This is a genomic window from Sphingomonas sp. GC_Shp_6 (assembly GCF_026540835.1).
Lineage (GTDB): Bacteria > Pseudomonadota > Alphaproteobacteria > Sphingomonadales > Sphingomonadaceae > Sphingomonas.
The window spans coordinates 162,499-182,317 of the sequence record NZ_JALNUO010000006.1; the positions used below are offsets into that span (position 1 = coordinate 162,499).

The following is a 19,819-nucleotide window of genomic DNA, read 5'->3' on the forward strand; positions in this document are numbered from 1 at the left end:
GGATGTTAACGCCGAGCGGGTAGCCGGCGGCCGAGGAGACGAAACGGCATGGACCTCCAGCACGGCGGCATCGAACGGCGGCGGCGCAAGCCCGTGTTCGGGATGCGGATCGGCGATCTCGACGTCGCGCAGAGCGCACAGCGCATGCTGTCCGTCCGGCGCAGCGCGGCCGAGGGCGTCGGGCTGTTCGCCACCCCCAATATCCAGCACGTCGCGTTGGCGAACGCCGATCCCGAATTCGCCGCCGCGCTGCGCGGGGCGCAGATCGTCGTGGCCGACGGCTTTCCGGTCTATCGCTTCGCCCGGCTGCGCGGGCTCGATCTGCCCGGCCGGGTGACGGGGCGCGAGGTGGTGGAGGCGATGTTCGCCAATCCCGCCGCGCTAATCGGGCATCGCGGCTTCTTCGTGGTCGACAGCGCCGATAGCGCGGCGGCGATCGCCGCCTGGGGGGCCGAAACGCTGCCGGGCTTTGCGTGCGAGACTCATGTGCCGCCGTTCGGCTTCGACCGCGACTTGGCCTATGGCATCGGTCTCGCCGACGCGATCCGCAGCTTCGACGCCAGCCTGTTGTTCCTGTGCATCGGCGCGCCCAAGAGCGAGTTGTTCGTGCACCGTCACCGCGCGCTGCTGCCGCCCTGCTGGGCGCTGTGCGTCGGCCAGTCGTTCCGGCTGATCCTCGGCCAGACGACCCCGCCGCCCGCGCTGATGGTGCGGCTGAACCTCGAATGGCTGTGGCGCATCGCGCTGGAGCCCAAGCGGATGCTGCGCCGCTACGGCCCCAGCGCCTTCGGCTTCCTGCGCGCGGCGGTCGCCGATCTGCGCGGCCGCTGACCTCCTTACCCGATCTTAACCCCGACAGCCCTAATCCGGGCGCCGACCGAGCCTTGAGGATAGTCCATTGGAACAGCAACTGCGCACGATCCTCGACGAAGTGGCGGGATTGTCGAAGCCGGCGGCCGATCTCGCGCCGCGCGACGACCTGTTCGCCGCGGGGCTCACCTCGTTCGCGACGGTGGGCGTGATGCTGGCGATCGAGGATGAATTCGACGTCGCCTTTCCCGATGCGCTGCTGGTGCGCTCCACCTTTCAGAGCATCGCTTCGCTCTCTGCCGTGATCGCGGGTCTGGGAGCCCAGTCGCGTGCTGCATGACACGCGTCTGCCCGGGCAAGTGCCGCTGACGGGGATCGAGCGCGTGGCGCGGATCGCCGCGGACCATGCCGATGCGGTGGATCGCGAAGGGCGCTTCCCGGCCGAGGCGATCGCGGCGTTGCGCGAGGAGGGGCTGCTCGGCGCGATGGTGCCGGTGCATCTGGGCGGCCATGGCGCCACGCTCGCGACGATCGCGCATCAGGCGCAGCGGCTCGGCCGCGCCTGTTCGTCCAGTGCGATGATCTATGCGATGCACCAGATCCAGGTGGCGTGCATCGTCGCGCACGGTCTGGACCAGCCCTGGCACCGCGACTTCGCCGGCCGGATCGCCGCCGAGGGATTGCTGCTGGCCTCGATCACCTCCGAAGTGGGGATCGGCGGCGACATGCGCTCCAGCCTGTGCGCGGCGCCCGCCGTCGACGGCCGCGTGGCGATCGTCAAACAGGCGCCGACCGTCTCCTATGGCGAGCAGGCCGATGCCTATCTGGTCACCGCACGCCGCGATGCGGAGGCGCCCGCCTCGGATCAGGTACTCGTCACCATCCTCAAGGCGCAGAGCCGCGTCGAGGCGACGGGCAACTGGGATGCGCTCGGTATGCGCGGCACATGCAGCACGGCCTTCACCTTCGCCGGCGACGGCGTGGCGGCGCAGATCCTGCCCGTGCCGTTTGCCGAGATCGCCGCCGATTCGATGGTGCCCGTCTCGCACCTGCTCTGGGGCGCGGTGTGGACCGGGATTGCGGTCGAGGCGCTGTCTCGCGCGCGCCAGTTCCTGCGCGCGCAGGCGCGGCGCCAGCCGGGCGTCGTCCTGCCGGGTGCGGCGCGGCTGATGCGCGCGGCAGGGCAGCTCGATCTGATGCAGGCGCGGCTCCACGATCTGATCGGCCGCTTCGATGCCTGTCATACGCTCGGCAGCGAGCGCACGGTCGTCGGCGCGGACGAGGCGGGATGGCCGGCCGGCATGGCGCGCGCCGCCACGCTTAATACGCTGAAGCACGACGTGTCGGAGATGTGCCACCAGGTGGTGCTCCAGGCGCTGCTGATCTGCGGCATGGCCGGGTATAAGAACGGCACCGAATTCAGCATCGGCCGCATGCTGCGCGACATCCTGTCGGCGCAGCTCATGATCTCGAACGACCGGATTGCCGCGAACACCGGCACGCTGCTGCTCGCGCAACGCACCGAATTGGGGACCTTGTGATGGATATGCAGACGAGTTTCCGATCGCGGCTGGTCGCGGCCGGCATCCTGTTTCCGACCGGGGTGGACGGGCTGTGGGGGCGCAACGGCGTCTTCGAGGCGATCCATGACGGGATCGATCGCGCGATCACGCGCGCGGGGCTCGCCGATGCGCCCGAGGTGATGCGTTTTCCGCCCGCCATGGCGCAGAAGACGTTCGAGAAGAGCGGCTATATGAAGAATTTCCCGCATTTCGCGGGGACGGTGCATTGCTTCTGCGGCGACGACCGCGCGCACCACGCGCTGCTCGGCCAGATGGAGCGCGGCGAGGACTGGATGGGCAATCAGCAGCCCGCCGATCTCGTGCTGACGCCGGCCGCCTGCTACTCGGTCTATCCGATCGTGGCGCAGCGCGGCGTGCTGGCGACGGAGGGGCATCTGGTCGATGTCGCCTCCTATTGCTTCCGCCACGAACCGTCGCTGGAGCCGACCCGACTCCAGCTTTTCCGGATGCGCGAATATGTCCGCATCGGTACGCCCGAACAGGTGCTCGCCTTTCGCGAGGACTGGATGGAGCGCGGTCAGGCGTTCGCGCGCTCGCTGGGGCTGCCGTTCGAGGTGGACGTGGCGAACGATCCGTTCTTCGGCCGCGCGGGCAAGCTGATGGCCGACAGCCAGCGCATGCAGAACCTGAAATTCGAGCTGCTGGTGCCGGTGAACGACGGCGCGGGGCCGACCGCGTGCCTCAGCTTCAACTATCATATGAGCTATTTCGGCGACACCTGGGACATCCGCACGCCGGACGGCCAGCCGGCGCAGACCGCATGCTGCGCCTTCGGGATGGAGCGGCTGGTGCTCGCGATGCTGCGCCATCATGGCTTCGAACTGTCCGACTGGCCCGCAAGCGTCCGCGCGACGCTTGGGCTCGACTGATCCGGGCCGGCGCGGGCGTGGCGCTGTGACCCCGATCTATTTCGACGGCTGTTTCGGCTGGCTGCACGAAGCGCAGGGTGGTGCCGCGCGTCCCGGCGTGGTGCTGTGCCCCGCCTTCGCGCAGGAAGAGGTGTGCACCCATTACGGGATGATGGCGCTGGCCGAACGGCTGGCGGCGGCGGGTTTCCCCACCCTCCGCTTCGATCCGCGCGGCACCGGCGACAGCGTGGCGGCCGAAGCGACGCTCGACGGGCTGGTGGACGACGCGGTCCGCGCGGCCGATTGCCTGCGCCAGCGCTGCGGCGTGGAGGCGGTCGCGATGGTCGGCCTGCGCCTCGGTGCGGCAGTGGCGACGCTGGCGGCGGAGCGGATGGGCGAGGCGAGCGCGCTGGTGCTGATGGCGCCGGTGCTGTCGGGCCAGGCCTTTCTGCGCGAGACGCGCGCGGCGGCCGCGGTCGCGAGCCTGTCGGGGCTCGATCCGGTGATGCCGATCGAAAGCGACCACGCGCTCAACACCAACGGCTTTCACTGGCCCGCCGCGTTCCAGCGCGCGGTCGCCGCGATCGACCTTCAGGCGCCGCCCGCCTGCCCGGTGATGATGAACCCGGCACGCGGCGACCGCCGCACCGCCAAGCTTGCCACGTCATGGCGCGCGGCGGGCATGGCCGTCACCGAGCGGCCGTTCGCCGATTACGAAGGCTGGATGCAGGATCCCACCACCAGCCAGATCCCGCAGGCGAGCTTCGCCGCGATCGCGGCGTGGCTGGTGGAGCATGCCATGCCGGTGTCGTCCGGCCGCAGCGCTGCGGCCGTCGCCGTCACCCCGGTGCTCGAGGCGGATGACTTCGTCGAGGAGCCGGTGCGTTTCGGTGCGGACGGCGTGCTGTTCGGCATCCTGTGCCGGCCGCGCGCCGCGCCGGCGGCCTCGATCGCCGCGCTGCTGCTGCACGAGGGCAGCACGCATCATATCGGCAATGGCGGCGCCTATGTCGCGCTCGCGCGGCGGATGGCAGGGGAGGGGACCGCCTCGCTGCGCATGGACCTGACAGGGATGGGCGACAGCCCGGCCGGCGACAATGCCCGTCACCCCCATTACGACCCCGAGCGGATCGCCGAGGGCGTCGCCGGGATCGACCGGCTGGCGGAGGCGGGCTTTGCCGGCGTGGTGGCGTTCGGGCTGTGCTCGGGTGCGCACACCGCCTTGCAGGTGACGCTGGCGGACCGCCGCGTGGTCGGCAATTTCGTGGTCAACCTCCAGAAGTTCGTCTGGCATTATGGCGATGACATCCGCGTCGCGGTGCGCGACAACAAGCGCTCGTTGAAGGCGTATCTGCGCGCGATGCGCAATCCCGGCGAATGGCGCCGCGCGCTGTCGGGCGAGGCGGACCTGAAGGGGATCGCGCGCGTGCTCGCCAAGCGCGGTGGTCTGCGGGCGGCGCACGCGCTCCGCAGCCTGTTGCCGCCTGCGCCCGACTCGGAGATCGCGATCGTCCGCGCGCAGATGCGCACGCTGGCCGAGCGTGGCGTGCATTCCACGCTCGTCTTCAGCGACGAGGATCCGGGCCTCCCTGAGATGAGCATGAAGTTCGGCCGCAAGGCGCGTCGGCTGGCGGCGTTCGCGCCCGCGCGAATGGTGCTGCTCGACCGCGCGGATCATCATTTCAACGGCGTGTCGGTGCGTCGCCGCCATGCGGATCTCAGCGTCGCCGTGATGAAGGCCGCGATCGACGCGCATGGCGAGCGCGCCTGCGTGCCGAGCCCGCTGCCGCCCCGCGTCGCGCCGTCGTGCCGGGCCGCCGCGTGAGACCCGATCGGCCGCCTACCACCGTCGATGCGGTGGCGTTGTCCTATCCCAGCAGGCGCGGCTCCGCGCCGCGAACGCGGCGCATCGCGATCTACGCGCTGCTCGCACTCGGCGACGGGTTCGCGCTCGCGCTCGCCTTTCTGCTCGGCGATCTTGTTCGGTTCGGTCCGGTGGTCGACCCCTCGGCGCTCATCAGCCTGGTGGTGATGCTGCCGATCTATTACGGCATCGTCGTCCAGCGAAAGCCGTACAGCGCGCGCTTCTTTCTCGACTGGCGCCGCACCGCACGCGATTCGATCACCGCGTTCGTGACCGCCATCGCGGTCGCGATGTTCGTGGCGGTGTACATCCATGCCGAAACGCCGATCTCGCGCAGCGTGGTGCCGCTTGCCGGTCCGTTCGGCTGCGTCCTGCTCGTGACCAGCCGCTGGGCCCTCCGCCGACTGGCCGAGGCGATCGCCAGCGGGCCGCCGATCGCCACCATGATGCTCGTCGATGGCGTCGCGATCGACGCGCCCGCGGGATCGCCGGTGATCGACGCCGCGCTCTACGATCTGCGCCCCGATCTGAAGGATCCTCATGCGCTCGACCGGCTGTGCGCGGCGATCGGCGGCGCCGAGCGCGTGGTGGTGGCATGCCAGCCCGCGCGGCGCGAAGCCTGGGCCGCGGCGCTGAAGGGCGCGAACGTGCAGGGCGAGATCGTGCTGCCCGAACTCGCCGCGATCGGCATGCTGCGCGCCTCGCGCTTCGGCGAATGCGCGACGGCGGTGGTATCGCTCGGCCCGCTCGACACGATGAACCGCCTGCTGAAGCGCGCGTTCGACCTGACCGTCGCGCTTGCCGCGCTGGCGCTGCTGTGGCCGCTGCTGCTCGTGGTCGCCGTCGCGATCCGGATCGACAGCCCGGGGCCGATCTTCTTCCGCCAGCCGCGCATGGGCCGCGGCAACGGGCTGTTCGCGATCCTGAAATTCCGAAGCATGCGCGACGATCTGTGCGACCGCGCGGGCGACCGATCGACCGAGCGCGGCGACCCGCGGATCACCCGCGTCGGCCGGATCATCCGCGCGACCAGCATCGACGAACTGCCGCAGTTGCTGAACGTCGTGATCGGCGACATGAGCATCGTCGGCCCCCGGCCGCATGCGCTGGGCAGCCTGGCGGGCGATCGGTTGTTCTGGGAGGTCGATCCGCATTACTGGGATCGGCACGCCATCAAGCCCGGCATCACCGGCCTCGCGCAGGTCCACGGCTTTCGCGGCGCCACCGTCGCCGAACGCGATCTGCAGAACCGCCTGCGCGCCGACGTCGCCTATATGCGCGGCTGGTCGATCTGGCGCGACATCCGGATCCTGATCGGCACGGCGGGGGTCGTGTTCCACCGCAACGCCTTCTGACCGCTCAGACGGTGCCGGGCGCCGCCAGCGCGCAGTCGCCGCATTCGACCTGGATCGTCGCATGGCCGATCCCGAAGCGATCGTGCAGCAGCGCCTCGGCCGCGCGCAGGAAATCGTCGCCGGGATGGCCGGCGGGCATCACCAGATGCGCGGTGAGCACGGGTTCGGTGGTGCTCATCGGCCAGATGTGGAGATCGTGGACGCGGTCCACGCCCGCCAGGGCAGCGAGCGCGCCCTCGACGCGGTCGAAATCGATGCCGCGCGGCACCGCGGCCAGCGTCATCTCCACCGTCTCGCGCAGCAGCCCCCAGGTCTGCCAGAAGATCAGCACCGCGATGACGATGCTGACGACCGGATCGATCCAGCCGAGCCCCGTCCGCCAGATGACGATGCCGGCGATCACCACGCCCGCCGACACCGCGGCATCGCCCGCCATGTGGAGGAACGCCGCGCGCACGTTCACATCGCCCTTGCGCCCGCGCGCGAACAGCAGCGCGGTGCCCAGATTGACCGCGATGCCCACCGCAGCGACCACCGAGACGGTGAGCCCCGCCGTCGGATGCGGGTCGCCGATCCGCTGCGCCGCCTCCAGCACGATCGCGCCCAGCGCAACCAGCAGGAGCAGCCCGTTCATCAGCGCGGCGAGAATCGTCGAACCCTTCAGCCCATAGGTGAAGCGCTTGGAGGGCGCCGAGCGCGCCAGCGTCGCGCCCGCCCAGGCGACCGCGAGCCCTAGCACGTCGGACAGATTGTGCCCCGCATCCGCCAGCAGCGCGACCGACGAGACGTGCAGGCCGACGATCGTCTCGCCCAGCACATAGGCGATGTTGAGCGAGATCCCGATCAGGAAGGCGCGATCGAAATTGGCGGGGGCATGGACATGGCCGTGGCCGTGCGAATGGCCATGCCCGTGCGAATGCCCATGGCCATGGGCGTGGTCGTGACCGTCATGCTGATGGCCATGATGGTGGGCGTGGCCGGTCATCGCGCGTTCCTTCGAATCATCCGCGCCGCCTACACCGGCCTGCGCGTGAGATACTAGGACGCGGACGGCTCAGGATTTGCCGAACAGCCCGCCCAGGATCCCGCCGATGCCGCCCTGTTCCGCGCCACCCAGTTCGCCGCCGCCGAGAATCGCCGCGACCTTGCCGAGCGCACCCTCGCCACCGAGATGACCGAGGATCTGTTGCAGCGTATCGGTGGGCAATCCGGTCTGATCCGCCGCACCCGCGACCGTGTCGCCGGGGGCGGTGTGCTGCTGGCCGAGTGCGGCGATCGCCTGTTCGACCTGTTCGGGGGTGAGCCCCACCTTGGCCGCGAGATTCGCCACGTCCGTGCTTCCGGCGATCTGGCCGAGCAATCCGTCGAACAAGCCCATCGTCGCTCTCCTGTGTTCCGCGCCCGATCCGAACGGGCGCCCCCAGCATAGCCGCGCCCAGGCCGCTTGTCGCTCGGCTTTGGGCGGGATGCACGCGGGTTTAAAGGCTTATGATCTTAGGTCGCTCCGTTCGCCCTGAGCTTGTCGAAGGGCCTTTTCCGCCGCCAAGGTCGACTGCGGCGAGCGTGCTTCGGCAGGGTCGGGCGCGAACGGCTTCGAAGATCGGACGAACCAACGTCGTCTCGCTCAGTCCACCAGCAGCCGGGCCGCCTGCGCGCGCGCCTCGTCGGTCACGGTGGCGCCCGACAGCATGCGCGCGATCTCCTCGCGCCGCTCCGCCTCGTCCAGCGTGCGGACGCCGGTGCGGGTCACGATGCCGTCATGCGCCTTGGCGATCAGCAGATGCTGCCGCCCGCGCGCGGCCACTTGCGGGCTGTGCGTGACGACCAGCAACTGCGTGCGATCGGCCAGCCGCGCGAGCCGGTCGCCGATCGCGCTGGCCACCGCGCCGCCCACGCCGCGATCGATCTCGTCGAAGATCATCGTCGCCGCGCCGCCGGTCTCGGCGAGCGCCACCTTCAGCGCGAGGATGAAGCGCGACAGCTCGCCGCCGCTGGCGATCTTGGCGAGCGGCGCGAACGGCGCGCCGGGATTGGTGGAGATCGCGAACTCGACCCGGTCCTTGCCCGCGCCCGACCAGCCTTCCGCGCCAAGCGGGCCGATATCGGTGCGGAAGCGGGCCGCATCGAGCTTCAGCGGCGCGAGTTCGCCCGCCACGGCGGCGTCCAGCCGCGCGGCGGCGGCGCGGCGGCGTTCGCTCAGCATCCCGGCAGCGGCGTCGTAATCGGCGCGTGCAGCGGCGACGCGCGCCTCGATCAGCGCGATGCCGCCTTCGCCCGCCTCGAGCCGCTCCAGCCGCTCCTGCAGCTCCTGCGCGAGCGCGGCGAGATCGTCGGGCTGGACGCGGTGCTTGCGGGCCATGGCGCGCAGCTCGAACAGCCGCGCCTCGTCCTCTTCCAGCGCGCGGGGATCATAAGCGAGCGCGGCGCGTGCGTCGCGCAGCCGCTCCTCGGCGACCGCCGCCTCGATCACCGCGCGATCGATCGCGGCGAGCGCCTCTGCCAGCCCGTCATGCTCCCCGGCGATCCGCTCGAGCACGCGCGCCGCCTGGCGCAGCCGCGCGAGACCGCCGTCGGAGCCGTCGAGATAATCGTCAATCGCGGTCAGCTCGGATGCCACCTTTTCGGCGCGCTGCATCGACCGGCGCGTGTCGGCGAGCGTCTCCTCCTCGCCCGGCTGGGGGGCTAGCGCGGTGAGTTCGCCGACGGTGTGTTCGAGCCATTCGCGGTCGCGCGCGGCGGCGTCGATCTCCGCACGCGCCGCCGCCAGCGCCGCCTCCGCCTCGCGCAGCACCGCCCAGGCGCGCGCCGCCTCGGCCGAGTCGATGCGCCCGAACATGTCGAGCAACGCGCGGTGGCCGGCGGGCGCCAGCAGGCCGCGATCGTCGTGCTGGCCGTGGATCTCCACCAGTTGTGGCGCGATCTCGCGCAGCAGCGCGGCGGATGCCGGCTGGCTGTTCACGAAGCCGCGGCTACCGCCATCGGCCTTCACGATGCGGCGCACGATCAGCGGCTCGCCGGGCTCCACCTCATAGCCATTCTCGTCGAGCAGCGCGGCGAGCGGCGGCGGCGGCGGATCGAAGGTGGCCGTCACCGCGGCCTGTGCCGCGCCGTGCCGCACCAGCCCGCTGTCGCCGCGCGCGCCCAGCGCCAGTCCCAGCGCGTCGAGCAGGATCGACTTGCCCGCGCCCGTCTCCCCGGTCAGCACGCCCAGCCCGGCGCGGAAATCGAGATCCAGCGCCTCGATCAGCACCACGTCGCGAATGGAGAGAGCGGTCAGCATGGCCGTTCCCTTAGAACAAAACCGGTCCGGCTCAAATGGGTAGCGGGCGGCGTTCGCTCACCTTCGTTCCCCGGCGGAGGCCGGGGTCCAGTTGGGAGAACTCATGTGATGACGCGCAACGCTCCTCGCCATCGCTCCCCAACTGGGCCCCGGCCTCCGCCGGGGAACATGAAGGGTGGAAAGCGCAGGGATCACGCCCGATGTTCGGTGTGAGAACCCGGACCGTTTGAAGGTCGGATCAGCCCGGCGTCGATCCCGTCGTGGTCGGCGTCGGCGTGCCCGTCGTGCCGCCACCCGGCGAACCCGGCACGGCCGATCCCGGCGAGGCGGGCGTCGGCGTGCCCGGCGCTTCCGCCTTGGGCGTGGCCGGTGCATCGGCCTTGGCCGGGGTGGGGGTGGCGGGCGTCGAGCCCGGCGCGCCCGCGGCGACTGACCCCGGCGTTCCCGGCGGCACGATCAGCTGGCCCGGCGCGAGCGGCGGCACCGGCTTGAACGGATGCGCCTGCATCAGCTTGTAGGCGCGGCCATACCAGTCGCTGCCCGGATAGTTGCGCGCCAGCACCGCCGCCGCCTTCTCCGCCTCGCCGGGCACGCCCAGCGACAGATAGGTCTCGGTCAGCCGCATCAGCGCCTCGGGCGTGTGCGTCGTCTGCTGATAGGTGTCGATCACGGTGCGGAAGCGCAGCGTCGCGGCGAGCCACTGCCCGCGCCGTTCGTAGAAACGGCCGACCTCCATCTCCTTGCCCGCGAGGTGATCGTTGACCAGATCGATCTTCAGCCGCGCATCCGCCGCATAGCGCGTGTCGGGATAGCGGCGCGTCAGCTCGCCGAGCGCGTCGAGCGCCTGGCGGGTGATCTTCTGGTCGCGCGTCACGTCCTTGATCTGCTCGTAATAGCCGAGCGCGATCAGATAATAGGCATAGGGCGCGTCGTGGTTGCCGGGATGCACCGCCAGGAAGCGCTGTGCCGACTGGATCGATTCGCTGTAGCTGCGATCGAGATAATAGCTGTACGCGCTCATGAGCTGCGCGCGGCGCGCCCAGATCGAATAGGGGTGCTGGCGCTCGACCTCGTCGAACAGCACCGCTGCCTCCTTGTAACGCCCTTGATCCAGCCGCTTCTTGGCGGTGGAATACAGCGTTCCCACATCGCGCGCGATGTAGGGCGTGTCGCCCTTCGCCTTGTTGCGCGCACAGCCGGCGACGGGGAGCGCAAGCGCGGCGAGGAGCGCGAGGGTGATCGCGCGAGACTGGGGGATACGCATCGGATCGCTCCTTAGCGTAAGCGGCCGCCCACGAACAATCCCCTTACGCAGCTTGGCGCCTCACCCGCCTTGGCCCCTTCAAACAGGCGTCGGCCCCTTTACGCCGGAGGGATCGCGGGGGCAGGGTGGGGCGTTGGCGTCGTTCGCCATCACCCATTTTCCGAGGATCCCGCATGCCCGCCACGCTGCTCCACACCCACCGCGTCGAAAAACCCTGGGGCCGCCACGATCTGTGGCCGGGCTTCCCCGATCCGGCGAAGGACGCGCCGCCCGTGGGCGAGGTGTGGTTCCAGGAGCCGGGCGACACCACGCCCGATCTGCTCATCAAATATCTGTTCACCGGCGAGAAGCTGTCGGTGCAGGTCCATCCCGACGACGACCAGGCGCATGCCCGCGGCCTGCCGCGCGGCAAGGACGAATGCTGGACGATCCTGGCCGCCACGCCCGATGCGAAGATCGCGGTGGGCACCAAGCAGCCGGTGGAACGCGACGCGCTGCGCAAGGCGGCCGAGGATGGCAGCATCGAGGATCTGCTGGACTGGCACCCGGTGAAGGCGGGCGATTTCATGTACTGCGCCAGCGGCACGATCCACGCGATCGGCGGCGGCATCACCTGCATCGAGGTGCAGCAGAATTCCGAGACGACGTACCGCCTCTACGATTACGGCAGCGACCGCGAGCTTCACCTCGACGACGGCATCGCAGTGGCGAACCCGGTGCCCTATGTACCGATCGTGTCGCCCGGCCGGGTGGAGGCCGAGCGCACCGTGCTGGTGGAAGGGCCCAAGTTCGTGCTGGAACGCTGGACGGGCGGCAGCCACGCGGTAAGCTTGCCCGAGGGCAAGACGGGCTGGATCGTGCCGATCAAGGGATCGGGCGAGGTCGCCGGCGTGAGCGTGAAGGCCGGCGAATGCGCGACCGTGACGGGCCGCGAAACGGTGAGCGCCAGCGACGATGCGGACATGCTGTTCGCCTATCCCGGCACGAAGCGGATCTGAATCGGTCATGCGGGCGGGCGGATAATGGTCGGGGAGGGGTGAAATAGGCGCGTCCTTTACCCTTTCCCGCTAGCCCTGCGCACCATGCTCCGCGTGCTGACCCTCTCGACGCTGTTTCCCGACGCGACGCGGCCCAATTTCGGCGTCTTCGTCGAGCGACAGACGGCGGCGCTCGCCGCGCTGCCGGGCGTTGCCGTCACGGTGGTCGCTCCAATCGGGATGCCGCTCTGGCCGCTGTCGCGCGGCGCCCGTCATGCCGCGCTCGGGCGATTGCCGTTGCGCGAGCGGTGGCATGGCCTCGACGTCCATCGGCCGCGCTTCGCCGCGCTGCCGTTCACCGGCGGTCGCTTCCATGCGCGGGCAATGGAACGTGCGATCGTGCCCGTGCTCGATGCGCTGGCGTTCGACGTGATCGACGCCTCCTTTTTTTTCCCGGACGGCGTGGCGGCGGTGCGGCTGGGCCGGCGCTACGGCGTGCCGGTGTCGATCAAGGCGCGCGGCGCTGATGTCCATCATTGGGGCCGCGCACCGGCCACCGCGCGGCAGGTGGCGCAGGCGGGGCAGGGCGCGGACGGGCTGCTCGCGGTGTCGGCGGCGATGCGGGGCGACATGATCGCGCTGGGCATGCCCGCCGAAGCGATCCGGGTTCACCGCACCGGGGTGGATCATGCGCGGTTCGGCGCGGTCGACCGCACGGTGGCGCGCGCAGCGCTCGGCGTGACGGGGCCGCTGATCGTCGCGGTCGGCGCGCTGATCCCGCGCAAGGGGCATGATGTGGTGATCGACGCGGTGGCGCGGCTGCCGGGCGTCGCCCTGTGGATCGCGGGCGAGGGGCCGGAGCGCGGCCGTCTTGAGGCTCACATCGCCCGCGCCGGGATCGGCGACCGGGTGCAGCTGCTCGGCGGCGTCGCGCATGACGATCTGCCGCGACTGCTGGCGGCGGCGGATGTGATGGCGCTGGCGTCGGCCTCGGAGGGGTTGGCCAATGCCTGGGTCGAGGCGCTGGCGGCGGGGACGCCGATCGTCGTCACCGATGCCGGCGGCGCACGCGAGCTGCTGAGCGACGAGCAGGCGGGGCGCGTGGTCGCGCGCGACCCGGCGGCCTTTGCCGCGGCGATCGCCGATCTGCTACGCGCGCCGCCCTGCACCCAGGCCGTGAAGGCGGCGGCGGCGGGTTATTCCTGGGCGACGAATGCGGCCGGGCTCCACGCGCATCTCGCCGGCCTGGTGGCCGCGCGTCAGAGCGGGTAAAGCGCCGCCGCGATCCCGCGGCCTTCGCTGCGCAACACGCCCCAGGCGCGCGCGGCGGCGCGGCTGTCCATCGCCTCGATCCCGATCCCGCGCGCCTCCAGCGCCCGGCGGAGCGCGGGTGCCGGCTGGACGAGCGTGCGCCCGGTGCCGAGCAGAACGAATTCGGGCGATGCGCCGAGGATCGGTTCGAGCGCGGCGATCTCGAGCGCGGCGATCGGCGGCGGCGTCCACCCGTCCGCGCGCGTCGGCGTCAGCAGCAGCGCGGGATAATAGCCCTCGTCCACCTTGAACCCCTGCGGCCCGATCGCCTGGATCATCGGGCCGTCGGTGCGGGGGCCCCGCTCCATCCGCATCAGCGCTTCTCGCGCGGCCCCACGCGCTCCGCATTGTCGAGCGTGCCCGGCTTGGCACGGTTCGGCTCGGCGCGCAGGCCCAGAGTGATGAGCAGCGACGACGAGACGTAGATCGACGAATAGGTGCCGACGAAGATGCCCAGGATCATCGCCGCGGTGAACCCGCGCAGCACATGGCCGCCGAGCAGCAGCAGCGCGACCAGCGCCAGCAGGATCGTCGCCGAGGTCATGACGGTACGCGGCAGCGTCTCGTTCACCGACAGGTTGATGATCTGGCGCATGTCCATCTTGCGATAGCGGCGCATATTCTCGCGGATCCGGTCGTCGATCACGATCTTGTCGTTGATCGAATAGCCGATGATCGTCAGCACCGCGGCCACGATGTTGAGGTCGAATTCGAGGTGCGTCAGCGCAAAGAAGCCGAGCGTCATCAGCAGATCGTGGATGATCGCGACGATGGTCGACACGCCGAACTGCCATTCGAAGCGGAAGATCGCGAACAGGCCGATGCCCAGGATCGCGAGGAACACCGCGAGCAGGCCGTGCTGCACCAGCTCGCCCGAAACCTTGCCCGATACGGTCGAATAGCGCGAGAAGGTGGCGCCGGGGAATTGCTGCGCGAGCGCGGTCTCCACCTTCTTGACGACGGCGTTGGTCGCGCCCTCGTCGGCGCTCTTCTGCGTTGGCAGGCGGATCGTCACCGAATTGTTGCCACCCAGTTGCTGGAGCGACGCCTCGCCGACGCCGAGCCGGTCGACCGCGCTGCGCACCGCATCGACCGAGGGCGGCGAGGGGAACTTCTCCTCGATCATCAGCCCGCCGGCGAAATCGACGCCGAAGTTGAGCCCGCGCGCGAAGACGAGCGCGACCGCGGCGATCGACAGCGCGAGCGTGAGCGCGAACGCCATCCTGCGCAGGGCGACGAAGTCGATGTTGGTGTCGTCGGGGACGAGTTTCAGGAGCTTCATTTCAAATCCCCGTCACCCCAGCGCAAGCTGGGGTCTTTCTGTGCTGGGGTGACGTAAGGCCGGTCATATGTTGATCGTCTTCGGCTTGTTCTTGCGGATCCACAGCACGACCATCATCCGCGTGAAGGTGACGGCGGTGAACACGCTGGTCACGATGCCGATCAGCAGCACGACCGCGAAGCCCTTCACCGGGCCCGAGCCGAGCACCAGCATGATGACGCCGGAGATGCCGTGCGTGATGTTCGCCTCGAAGATGGTCCGCGAGGCCTCCTTGTAGCCGAGTTCGACCGACTGGATCACGCTGCGCCCGCGCCGCCGCTCCTCGCGGATCCGCTCGTTGATGAGCACGTTGGCGTCCACCGCGGTGCCGATCGTCAGCACGAAGCCTGCGATGCCCGGCAGCGTCAGCGTACCGTTGAGCAGCGCCAGCACGCCCAGGATCACGAAGACGTTGATGACGACCGCGAGGTTCGCATAGACGCCGAAGCGGCCATAGGTGAGCAGCATGAACGCCACCACCAGCGCGACCGCGACCGCGGAGGCGAGGATGCCGGCATGGATCGAATCCGCGCCGAGATCGGGGCCGACGGTCGATTCCTCGATCACCTTCAGCGCGATCGGCAGCTTGCCCGAGCGAAGCGCGATCGCGAGCTGGTTCGCGCTCTCGACCGTGAAGTTGCCCGAGATCGAGGCGCGGCCGCCGAGGATCGGCTCGTTGATGTTGGGCGCCGAGATCACCTTGTTGTCGAGGATGATCGCAAACGGCTTGCCCGTATTCGCCTGCGTCACCCGCGCGAAGCGGCTGCCGCCCTGGCTGTTGAAGGTGATCGACACCTGCGGCGCGTTGGTCTGCGGCTCGAATTCCTGGCGCGCATCGGTCAACTGGTCGCCCGAGATGATCGTCGCGCGCTTCACCGCGATGAAGGGAATGCCCTGCGGGTTGCCGGGATAAGGCAGCACCTGGCTGCCGATCGGGGCGATGCCCTTGGCGAGTTGCGCGGGATCGGCGCTCTGGTCGACCAGCTTGAATTCGAGCTTCGCGGTCTTGCCGAGCAGGTCCTTCAGCGCTTGCGGGTTCTGCAGGCCCGGCACCTGGACGACGATCCGGTCGGTGCCCTGCTGGACGATCGTCGGCTCGCGCGTGCCGAGTTCGTCGATGCGGCGGCGGACGACCTCGGTCGCGTCCTTCATCGCGGTCTCGATCGCCTGGGTCAGGCCTACCGCGGTGGGGCGCAGCACGAAGCGCGAGCTGTCGACGACGCTGATGTCCCATTCGCGCTGGCCCGACATGCCCGCGCCGCTGCCGGTGATCGTCAGCAGCCGCTCGCGCGCCGCATCCACCTGGCCGGGGTCGCGCAGCAGGAACGAGAGCTGGCCGCCGCGCGTCGAGATGTCGCCGATCGCGATGTCGGGCGTGCCGCGGTGCATCTCGGTCGCGATCTGCTCGCGCATCGTCTCGATCCGCGCGTTGGCGAGATCGTTCGTATCCGCCTCGAGCAGCAGATAGCTGCCGCCCGCCAGATCGAGCCCCAGGTTGATCCGCGGGTGGACCGGCCAGCGGTTCGTGACCGATTCGGGCAGGAAGCTCGGGATCGCAAGCGCGCACAGCACGGCCAGCAGGCCGATGATGGACGCGACCTTCCAGCGGGGGAAATCGAGCATCGGTTCAGTCGTTCGCCGGCTTGGCGGAATTGGCGCCGACGATGTCGGTCAGCGTCGCCTTCACCACGCGGACGCGCGTGTTGGGGGCGATCTCCACCTCGACATGCGCATCCTCGACGCGCGTGACCTTGCCGACGATGCCGCCGGCGGTGACGACCGTGTCGTTCTTCTTCACCGCGGCGAGCATCGCCTGGAACGCCTTTTGCCGCTTCTGCTGCGGGCGGATCATCAGGAAATAGAACACCACGAAGATCAGCGCGAAGGGCGCGAACAACTGGATCATGCCGGCGGCGCCGCCGGCGGCGGTGCTGCCCGTGGCTTGGGCGTAGGCGGGGGAAATGAGCATGGGATCCCGACGTGTCTGGTCGGCGGACGGCCTACGCCCGCGCGGATGGCTCGCCCGCTATCATCGGTTGGTCGCCTGCGCAATGTTTGCTGCGACGTGGGCATCGGGCGAAAGAGGACGGGATCGCCGACGAACGGAACGGCTTGCATCGCGCGGTGCCTGCGCGTAGTGCGCGCCGCTCGGGCAGGTTCGACGGCGTCGGCCTGCCCTCGGTCGGGGCGTAGCGCAGCCTGGTAGCGCATCACACTGGGGGTGTGGGGGTCGCAGGTTCGAATCCTGTCGCCCCGACCAATTCTTGCAGAGACTGAGCGGCGATACACGACGGCGGTCTTGCCGTCGGATCCAAATCAGCAAGCACTGTCTTCGAGCGGAAGCGGTGAGCATCGAGCTTCGACACGCACGGTCGGCGCGACGCGTTCCAGCATCTTCACACGCAGGCCGCCAGTCCCCCGCGTCGCGGCTTCGAGCCGTTCAGATAGAGGATATCGTCGATCTGTCCTGCGGATACGGCGGAGCTGCTGATCGCGACCTTGAACTGATCGGGCAGCCCTAGCCTACCAGGACGTGGGCGCGATCCGGGCGCAAACAGCAGCGAACCGCCACCCGGATCGGCGCTGTGCATGGTGACGGACAGGGTTGCGTGTCCGTTATGAAGCAATCTTTCCGATCAGTGGTCGTCTTGATCTGCTTGCGCGCGGGGGCGTGGATCGAAACACCATCGTCGCAGCGGCGATCCCGAGAGGCGTGGCGTCGCCCTCCGCGCGGGGGCGTGGATCGAAACAGCGGCAGGGAAATAACCTCGACGGCGCCCCGGCTGTCGCCCTCCGCGCGGGGGCGTGGATCGAATTAAGGCATGCCTGTCCGGGGAGGCGGCGGACGGGGGCGCCCTCTGCGGGGGGGGGGTCGATCCAACGGCAGCACGTCGCACTGCCGAAGGCCGAGCGTCAGGCGCGGGCCACCACGGCGATGAGGGGATCACCGCGCGCGCCGTCGGCGAGCAGGCGCGCCTCCATCTCGCCGAAGCCGGCATGCGTGAGATAGTGGCCGATCAGCGAGGCCTGCCCGTTCATGTCCAGCGATCGCCAGACCGCGACCGCTTTGGTCGCGAAGCAACGATTCGAATAGCTGACGATGAATGGCGCGCCGGGCGCGAGCACGCGCCTGACCTCGGCGAACACCTCATAGGGCTGTTGCAGATACTGCACGCCGACGCAGCAGAGGGCGGCGTCGAAGGCCCGCGTGTCGAGCGGCAGCGCGGGATCGGTGTTGAGATCCTGGACGAACCAGCGATCCAGCCGCGGATTGGCGGCGAGCTCGTCCGCGTTCATGCCGTGGCCCACGACCTCGGCGTAGCGCCGGTCGTCGGGAAGATGGCTGACCCAGCTGGACATCAGGTCGAGCACGCGCGCGCCAACCGGTAGCCGATCGCGGTAGAGACGGGTCAGCGCCGCGATCGCGTCGTCGTCGACGTGCGTGACCAGCCGCGCCGATGCGTAGAATGCGCGGTCGTCGCCGCGATCGTCCTTGGCGAACGCCGCAGGGGGCAGGGCCGTATCGTCGCTCACGTCCGCCGCCCGATCAGCGCTCGGTCCGGTCGCCCGCGAGGTAATCCATCTTCCCGATCGTGACCCCCTTCATCCGCAACAGGCCATAGGCGGTCGTGACGTGGAAGAAGAAGTTGGGCAGCGTGAAGTCGGTGACGAGGCTCTGACCGGTGAACGTCATCTCCATGTTCGGGAAGTTGAGCGTGATTTCGGCCGCTTCCCGGCCCTCGAACGCGGCGGGGTCGGTTTCCTGCAGATAGGCGATCGTCCGGGCGATGCGGTCGCGCAGCTCGGCCAGGCTCGTTTCCTCATCCGGCATGGGGCGGGGCGCGGCCTGCGCGATCCGAGTCACCGCGAGCTTGGCGGTGTCGCAGGCGATCTGGATCTGCTTGGTCAGCGGCAGCATGTCCGGCGCCAGCCGCGCGTCGAGCAGGCTCTGCTCGTCCACGCCGCTCTCCGCCGCTTTGGCCAGCAGATGGTCGAGGTTGCCCAACATGCGGGTGAAGACCGGCACGGTGATCTCGTACAAACTCGGCATCGTTCCTCCTGTGCGGGCCTCTTGCAGGCCGTCCCGCGAGGCTTGGACGCGCAAGGACCGGGGCGCAAGACGTCCGGCGCCTGCGGACCGCCGACGCGCCGCCGAGATCGCGACGCGCATGAACCAACGTCCGCTTTTCCGGGAAGCGGTGATCCGGCCACGAACGACCGTCATAGGGTCACTCGCAACGGCTACCCAGCCGCCGCACCGTCGGTGAACAAGCGCTATGCCCGTGTCCTACGTGATCTAATAACGGTAGCGCAGCTCGGCCCGGCCGCCCGGCGGCAGCGTCGGGGACCAGGTGGCAATCCCGTCCATATGGGCGACCTCCTGGCCTTCGGCCTCGATCTTCTGCCCCGCGGTGCCGATCGGCACGTCGAGCGTCACCGCAAAGGGATTGGCGTTGCTCGCCGTCAGCATCGCCTCGTGCGAACCTGCAGCGGTGCGGGTCACCAGAACCGGCTCGCGCGGAGCTGCGTTCACCTGCGTCACCGTCACTTGGGTGCTCACGCCAGCCGCGAAGCGGAAGGTCTCGCCGACGGTGCGGTCCGTGATCGCCCCTAGCCCGAGCAAGAGCCGCTCGCCACCGCGCCGGGCATAAAGCGCGGTGCTGCCGGCAGGCAGCGGCACACCCAGGCCATTCTTCTTCTCGTTCTTCAGCACCAACACGATCGCCGTGGGCGCGGCGTCGACCCGCTCGCCTGGATAGATCGGTCGCCGGTACCGCCGCTCGAACGGCACCGGCCCTTGCGCCAGCAGCGCCACCTGCTTCTGCGCGCGCGCGGCCACGGTGGTGGGTGCCGGGACTCGGTAGAGCTTCAGGTCGCCGAGGTCCTCCGGTGGAGGCGGCGGCGGCGGGCGACGCGGACCGTGACAGGCACCGAGAGCGCAGCGCGCGAACAGCTCGGCGACTTCTACCTCTACCCGCTGGCCGCACGGCTCGCGTCCGCCCGCCGGATGGCGCGGCGGGCGCCGATCCGGCCGAGCACGTTCGAGGCGCGGCTCGGCACGCGCTACACGATCGATACAATGCGCGCGCTCAAACGCCGTTACCCCAGGACGCACTTCATCTGGGTGATGGGGAGCGACAATCTGGCGCAATTCCATCGCTGGACGGGATGGCGCGCCATCGCCCGCGAGGTTCCGATTGCGGTG

General features: G+C 69.7%; 19 protein-coding genes, 1 tRNA gene and 1 pseudogene. 10 read left to right on the forward strand and 11 right to left on the reverse strand.

The window, feature by feature from the left end:
* Nucleotides 1–48: 48 nt before the first annotated feature.
* From OXQ95_RS09790 to OXQ95_RS18810, 6 genes are all read left to right on the forward strand, one after another.
* Nucleotides 49–831 carry a WecB/TagA/CpsF family glycosyltransferase gene (locus tag OXQ95_RS09790; protein WP_267381367.1) on the forward strand — a complete coding sequence of 261 codons (783 nt, stop codon included), beginning with the start codon at nucleotides 49–51 and terminating at the stop codon, nucleotides 829–831.
* Between the two features lie 67 nt (nucleotides 832–898).
* Nucleotides 899–1,150 carry an acyl carrier protein gene (locus tag OXQ95_RS09795; RefSeq protein WP_267381368.1) on the forward strand — a complete coding sequence of 84 codons (252 nt, stop codon included), beginning with the start codon at nucleotides 899–901 and terminating at the stop codon, nucleotides 1,148–1,150.
* Entirely contained in the window at nucleotides 1,140–2,351 is a 1,212-nt protein-coding gene (locus OXQ95_RS09800) for an acyl-CoA dehydrogenase family protein (protein WP_242098353.1), read from the forward strand. Before OXQ95_RS09795 ends, OXQ95_RS09800 begins: the two co-directional genes overlap by 11 nt.
* Entirely contained in the window at nucleotides 2,351–3,262 is a 912-nt protein-coding gene (locus tag OXQ95_RS09805; RefSeq protein ID WP_267381369.1) for an amino acid--[acyl-carrier-protein] ligase, read from the forward strand. The genes OXQ95_RS09800 and OXQ95_RS09805 overlap by 1 nt, the downstream gene beginning before the upstream one ends.
* 25 nt (nucleotides 3,263–3,287) lie before the next feature.
* Nucleotides 3,288–5,066, forward strand: coding sequence for an alpha/beta fold hydrolase (locus OXQ95_RS09810; protein WP_267381370.1), 1,779 nt, complete (start codon nucleotides 3,288–3,290; stop codon nucleotides 5,064–5,066).
* Nucleotides 5,063–6,460 carry a sugar transferase gene (locus tag OXQ95_RS18810; RefSeq protein WP_267381371.1) on the forward strand — a complete coding sequence of 466 codons (1,398 nt, stop codon included), beginning with the start codon at nucleotides 5,063–5,065 and terminating at the stop codon, nucleotides 6,458–6,460. Before OXQ95_RS09810 ends, OXQ95_RS18810 begins: the two co-directional genes overlap by 4 nt.
* 4 nt (nucleotides 6,461–6,464) lie before the next feature.
* On the opposite strand, the gene OXQ95_RS09820 is transcribed toward OXQ95_RS18810, so the two are convergent.
* From OXQ95_RS09820 to bamD, 4 genes are all read right to left on the reverse strand, one after another.
* Nucleotides 6,465–7,445, reverse strand: coding sequence for a cation diffusion facilitator family transporter (locus OXQ95_RS09820; protein ID WP_242098357.1), 981 nt, complete (start codon nucleotides 7,443–7,445; stop codon nucleotides 6,465–6,467).
* A gap of 69 nt (nucleotides 7,446–7,514) precedes the next feature.
* Complete coding sequence (locus tag OXQ95_RS09825; RefSeq protein WP_267381372.1) at nucleotides 7,515–7,838, reverse strand: hypothetical protein; 324 nt, start codon at nucleotides 7,836–7,838, stop codon at nucleotides 7,515–7,517.
* 246 nt (nucleotides 7,839–8,084) lie between these two features.
* Nucleotides 8,085–9,740: a DNA repair protein RecN gene (recN, locus tag OXQ95_RS09830; protein WP_267381373.1), complete on the reverse strand. Its 1,656-nt coding sequence runs from the start codon at nucleotides 9,738–9,740 to the stop codon at nucleotides 8,085–8,087.
* Between the two features lie 238 nt (nucleotides 9,741–9,978).
* Complete coding sequence (gene bamD / locus OXQ95_RS09835; RefSeq protein ID WP_242098360.1) at nucleotides 9,979–11,004, reverse strand: outer membrane protein assembly factor BamD; 1,026 nt, start codon at nucleotides 11,002–11,004, stop codon at nucleotides 9,979–9,981.
* 173 nt (nucleotides 11,005–11,177) lie between these two features.
* Between bamD and OXQ95_RS09840 the strand changes: the two genes are divergently transcribed.
* Nucleotides 11,178–12,002 carry a phosphoheptose isomerase gene (locus tag OXQ95_RS09840; RefSeq protein ID WP_267381374.1) on the forward strand — a complete coding sequence of 275 codons (825 nt, stop codon included), beginning with the start codon at nucleotides 11,178–11,180 and terminating at the stop codon, nucleotides 12,000–12,002.
* An 84-nt stretch (nucleotides 12,003–12,086) separates the two neighbouring features.
* The gene (locus OXQ95_RS09845; RefSeq protein ID WP_267381375.1) at nucleotides 12,087–13,253 is read left to right on the forward strand and encodes a glycosyltransferase; all 1,167 of its coding nucleotides are present in this window, start codon (nucleotides 12,087–12,089) and stop codon (nucleotides 13,251–13,253) included.
* Here the strand turns inward: OXQ95_RS09845 and OXQ95_RS09850 are convergent.
* The 4 genes from OXQ95_RS09850 to yajC form a co-directional block, all read right to left on the reverse strand.
* The gene (locus tag OXQ95_RS09850) at nucleotides 13,241–13,606 is read right to left on the reverse strand and encodes an Mth938-like domain-containing protein (protein WP_242098363.1); all 366 of its coding nucleotides are present in this window, start codon (nucleotides 13,604–13,606) and stop codon (nucleotides 13,241–13,243) included. The genes OXQ95_RS09845 and OXQ95_RS09850 overlap by 13 nt on opposite strands.
* On the reverse strand, nucleotides 13,606–14,574 hold the full coding sequence (gene secF / locus OXQ95_RS09855) for a protein translocase subunit SecF (protein WP_267381376.1): 969 nt from the start codon (nucleotides 14,572–14,574) through the stop codon (nucleotides 13,606–13,608). The genes OXQ95_RS09850 and secF overlap by 1 nt, the downstream gene beginning before the upstream one ends.
* Nucleotides 14,575–14,637: 63 nt before the next feature.
* Nucleotides 14,638–16,236 (reverse strand): protein translocase subunit SecD, encoded by a 1,599-nt coding sequence (secD, locus tag OXQ95_RS09860; protein WP_267381377.1) that lies wholly within the window; start codon nucleotides 16,234–16,236, stop codon nucleotides 14,638–14,640.
* Between the two features lie 4 nt (nucleotides 16,237–16,240).
* Nucleotides 16,241–16,582, reverse strand: a complete 342-nt coding sequence (yajC, locus tag OXQ95_RS09865) for a preprotein translocase subunit YajC (protein WP_242098366.1) — start codon at nucleotides 16,580–16,582, stop codon at nucleotides 16,241–16,243.
* Nucleotides 16,583–16,796: 214 nt separating this feature from the next.
* Here yajC and OXQ95_RS09870 point away from each other — a divergent pair.
* Nucleotides 16,797–16,873, forward strand: a tRNA-Pro gene (locus tag OXQ95_RS09870).
* Nucleotides 16,874–17,526: 653 nt separating this feature from the next.
* On the opposite strand, the gene OXQ95_RS09875 is transcribed toward OXQ95_RS09870, so the two are convergent.
* From OXQ95_RS09875 to OXQ95_RS09885, 3 genes are all read right to left on the reverse strand, one after another.
* Entirely contained in the window at nucleotides 17,527–18,147 is a 621-nt protein-coding gene (locus tag OXQ95_RS09875) for a methyltransferase domain-containing protein (RefSeq protein ID WP_267381378.1), read from the reverse strand.
* Nucleotides 18,148–18,160: 13 nt separating this feature from the next.
* Nucleotides 18,161–18,664 (reverse strand): DUF1993 domain-containing protein, encoded by a 504-nt coding sequence (locus OXQ95_RS09880; RefSeq protein ID WP_267381379.1) that lies wholly within the window; start codon nucleotides 18,662–18,664, stop codon nucleotides 18,161–18,163.
* 246 nt (nucleotides 18,665–18,910) lie between these two features.
* Nucleotides 18,911–19,453, reverse strand: a complete 543-nt coding sequence (locus tag OXQ95_RS09885) for a hypothetical protein (RefSeq protein ID WP_267381380.1) — start codon at nucleotides 19,451–19,453, stop codon at nucleotides 18,911–18,913.
* 81 nt (nucleotides 19,454–19,534) lie between these two features.
* Here OXQ95_RS09885 and OXQ95_RS09890 point away from each other — a divergent pair.
* A pseudogene (locus OXQ95_RS09890) lies at nucleotides 19,535–19,819 on the forward strand (hypothetical protein); the annotation flags it as partial.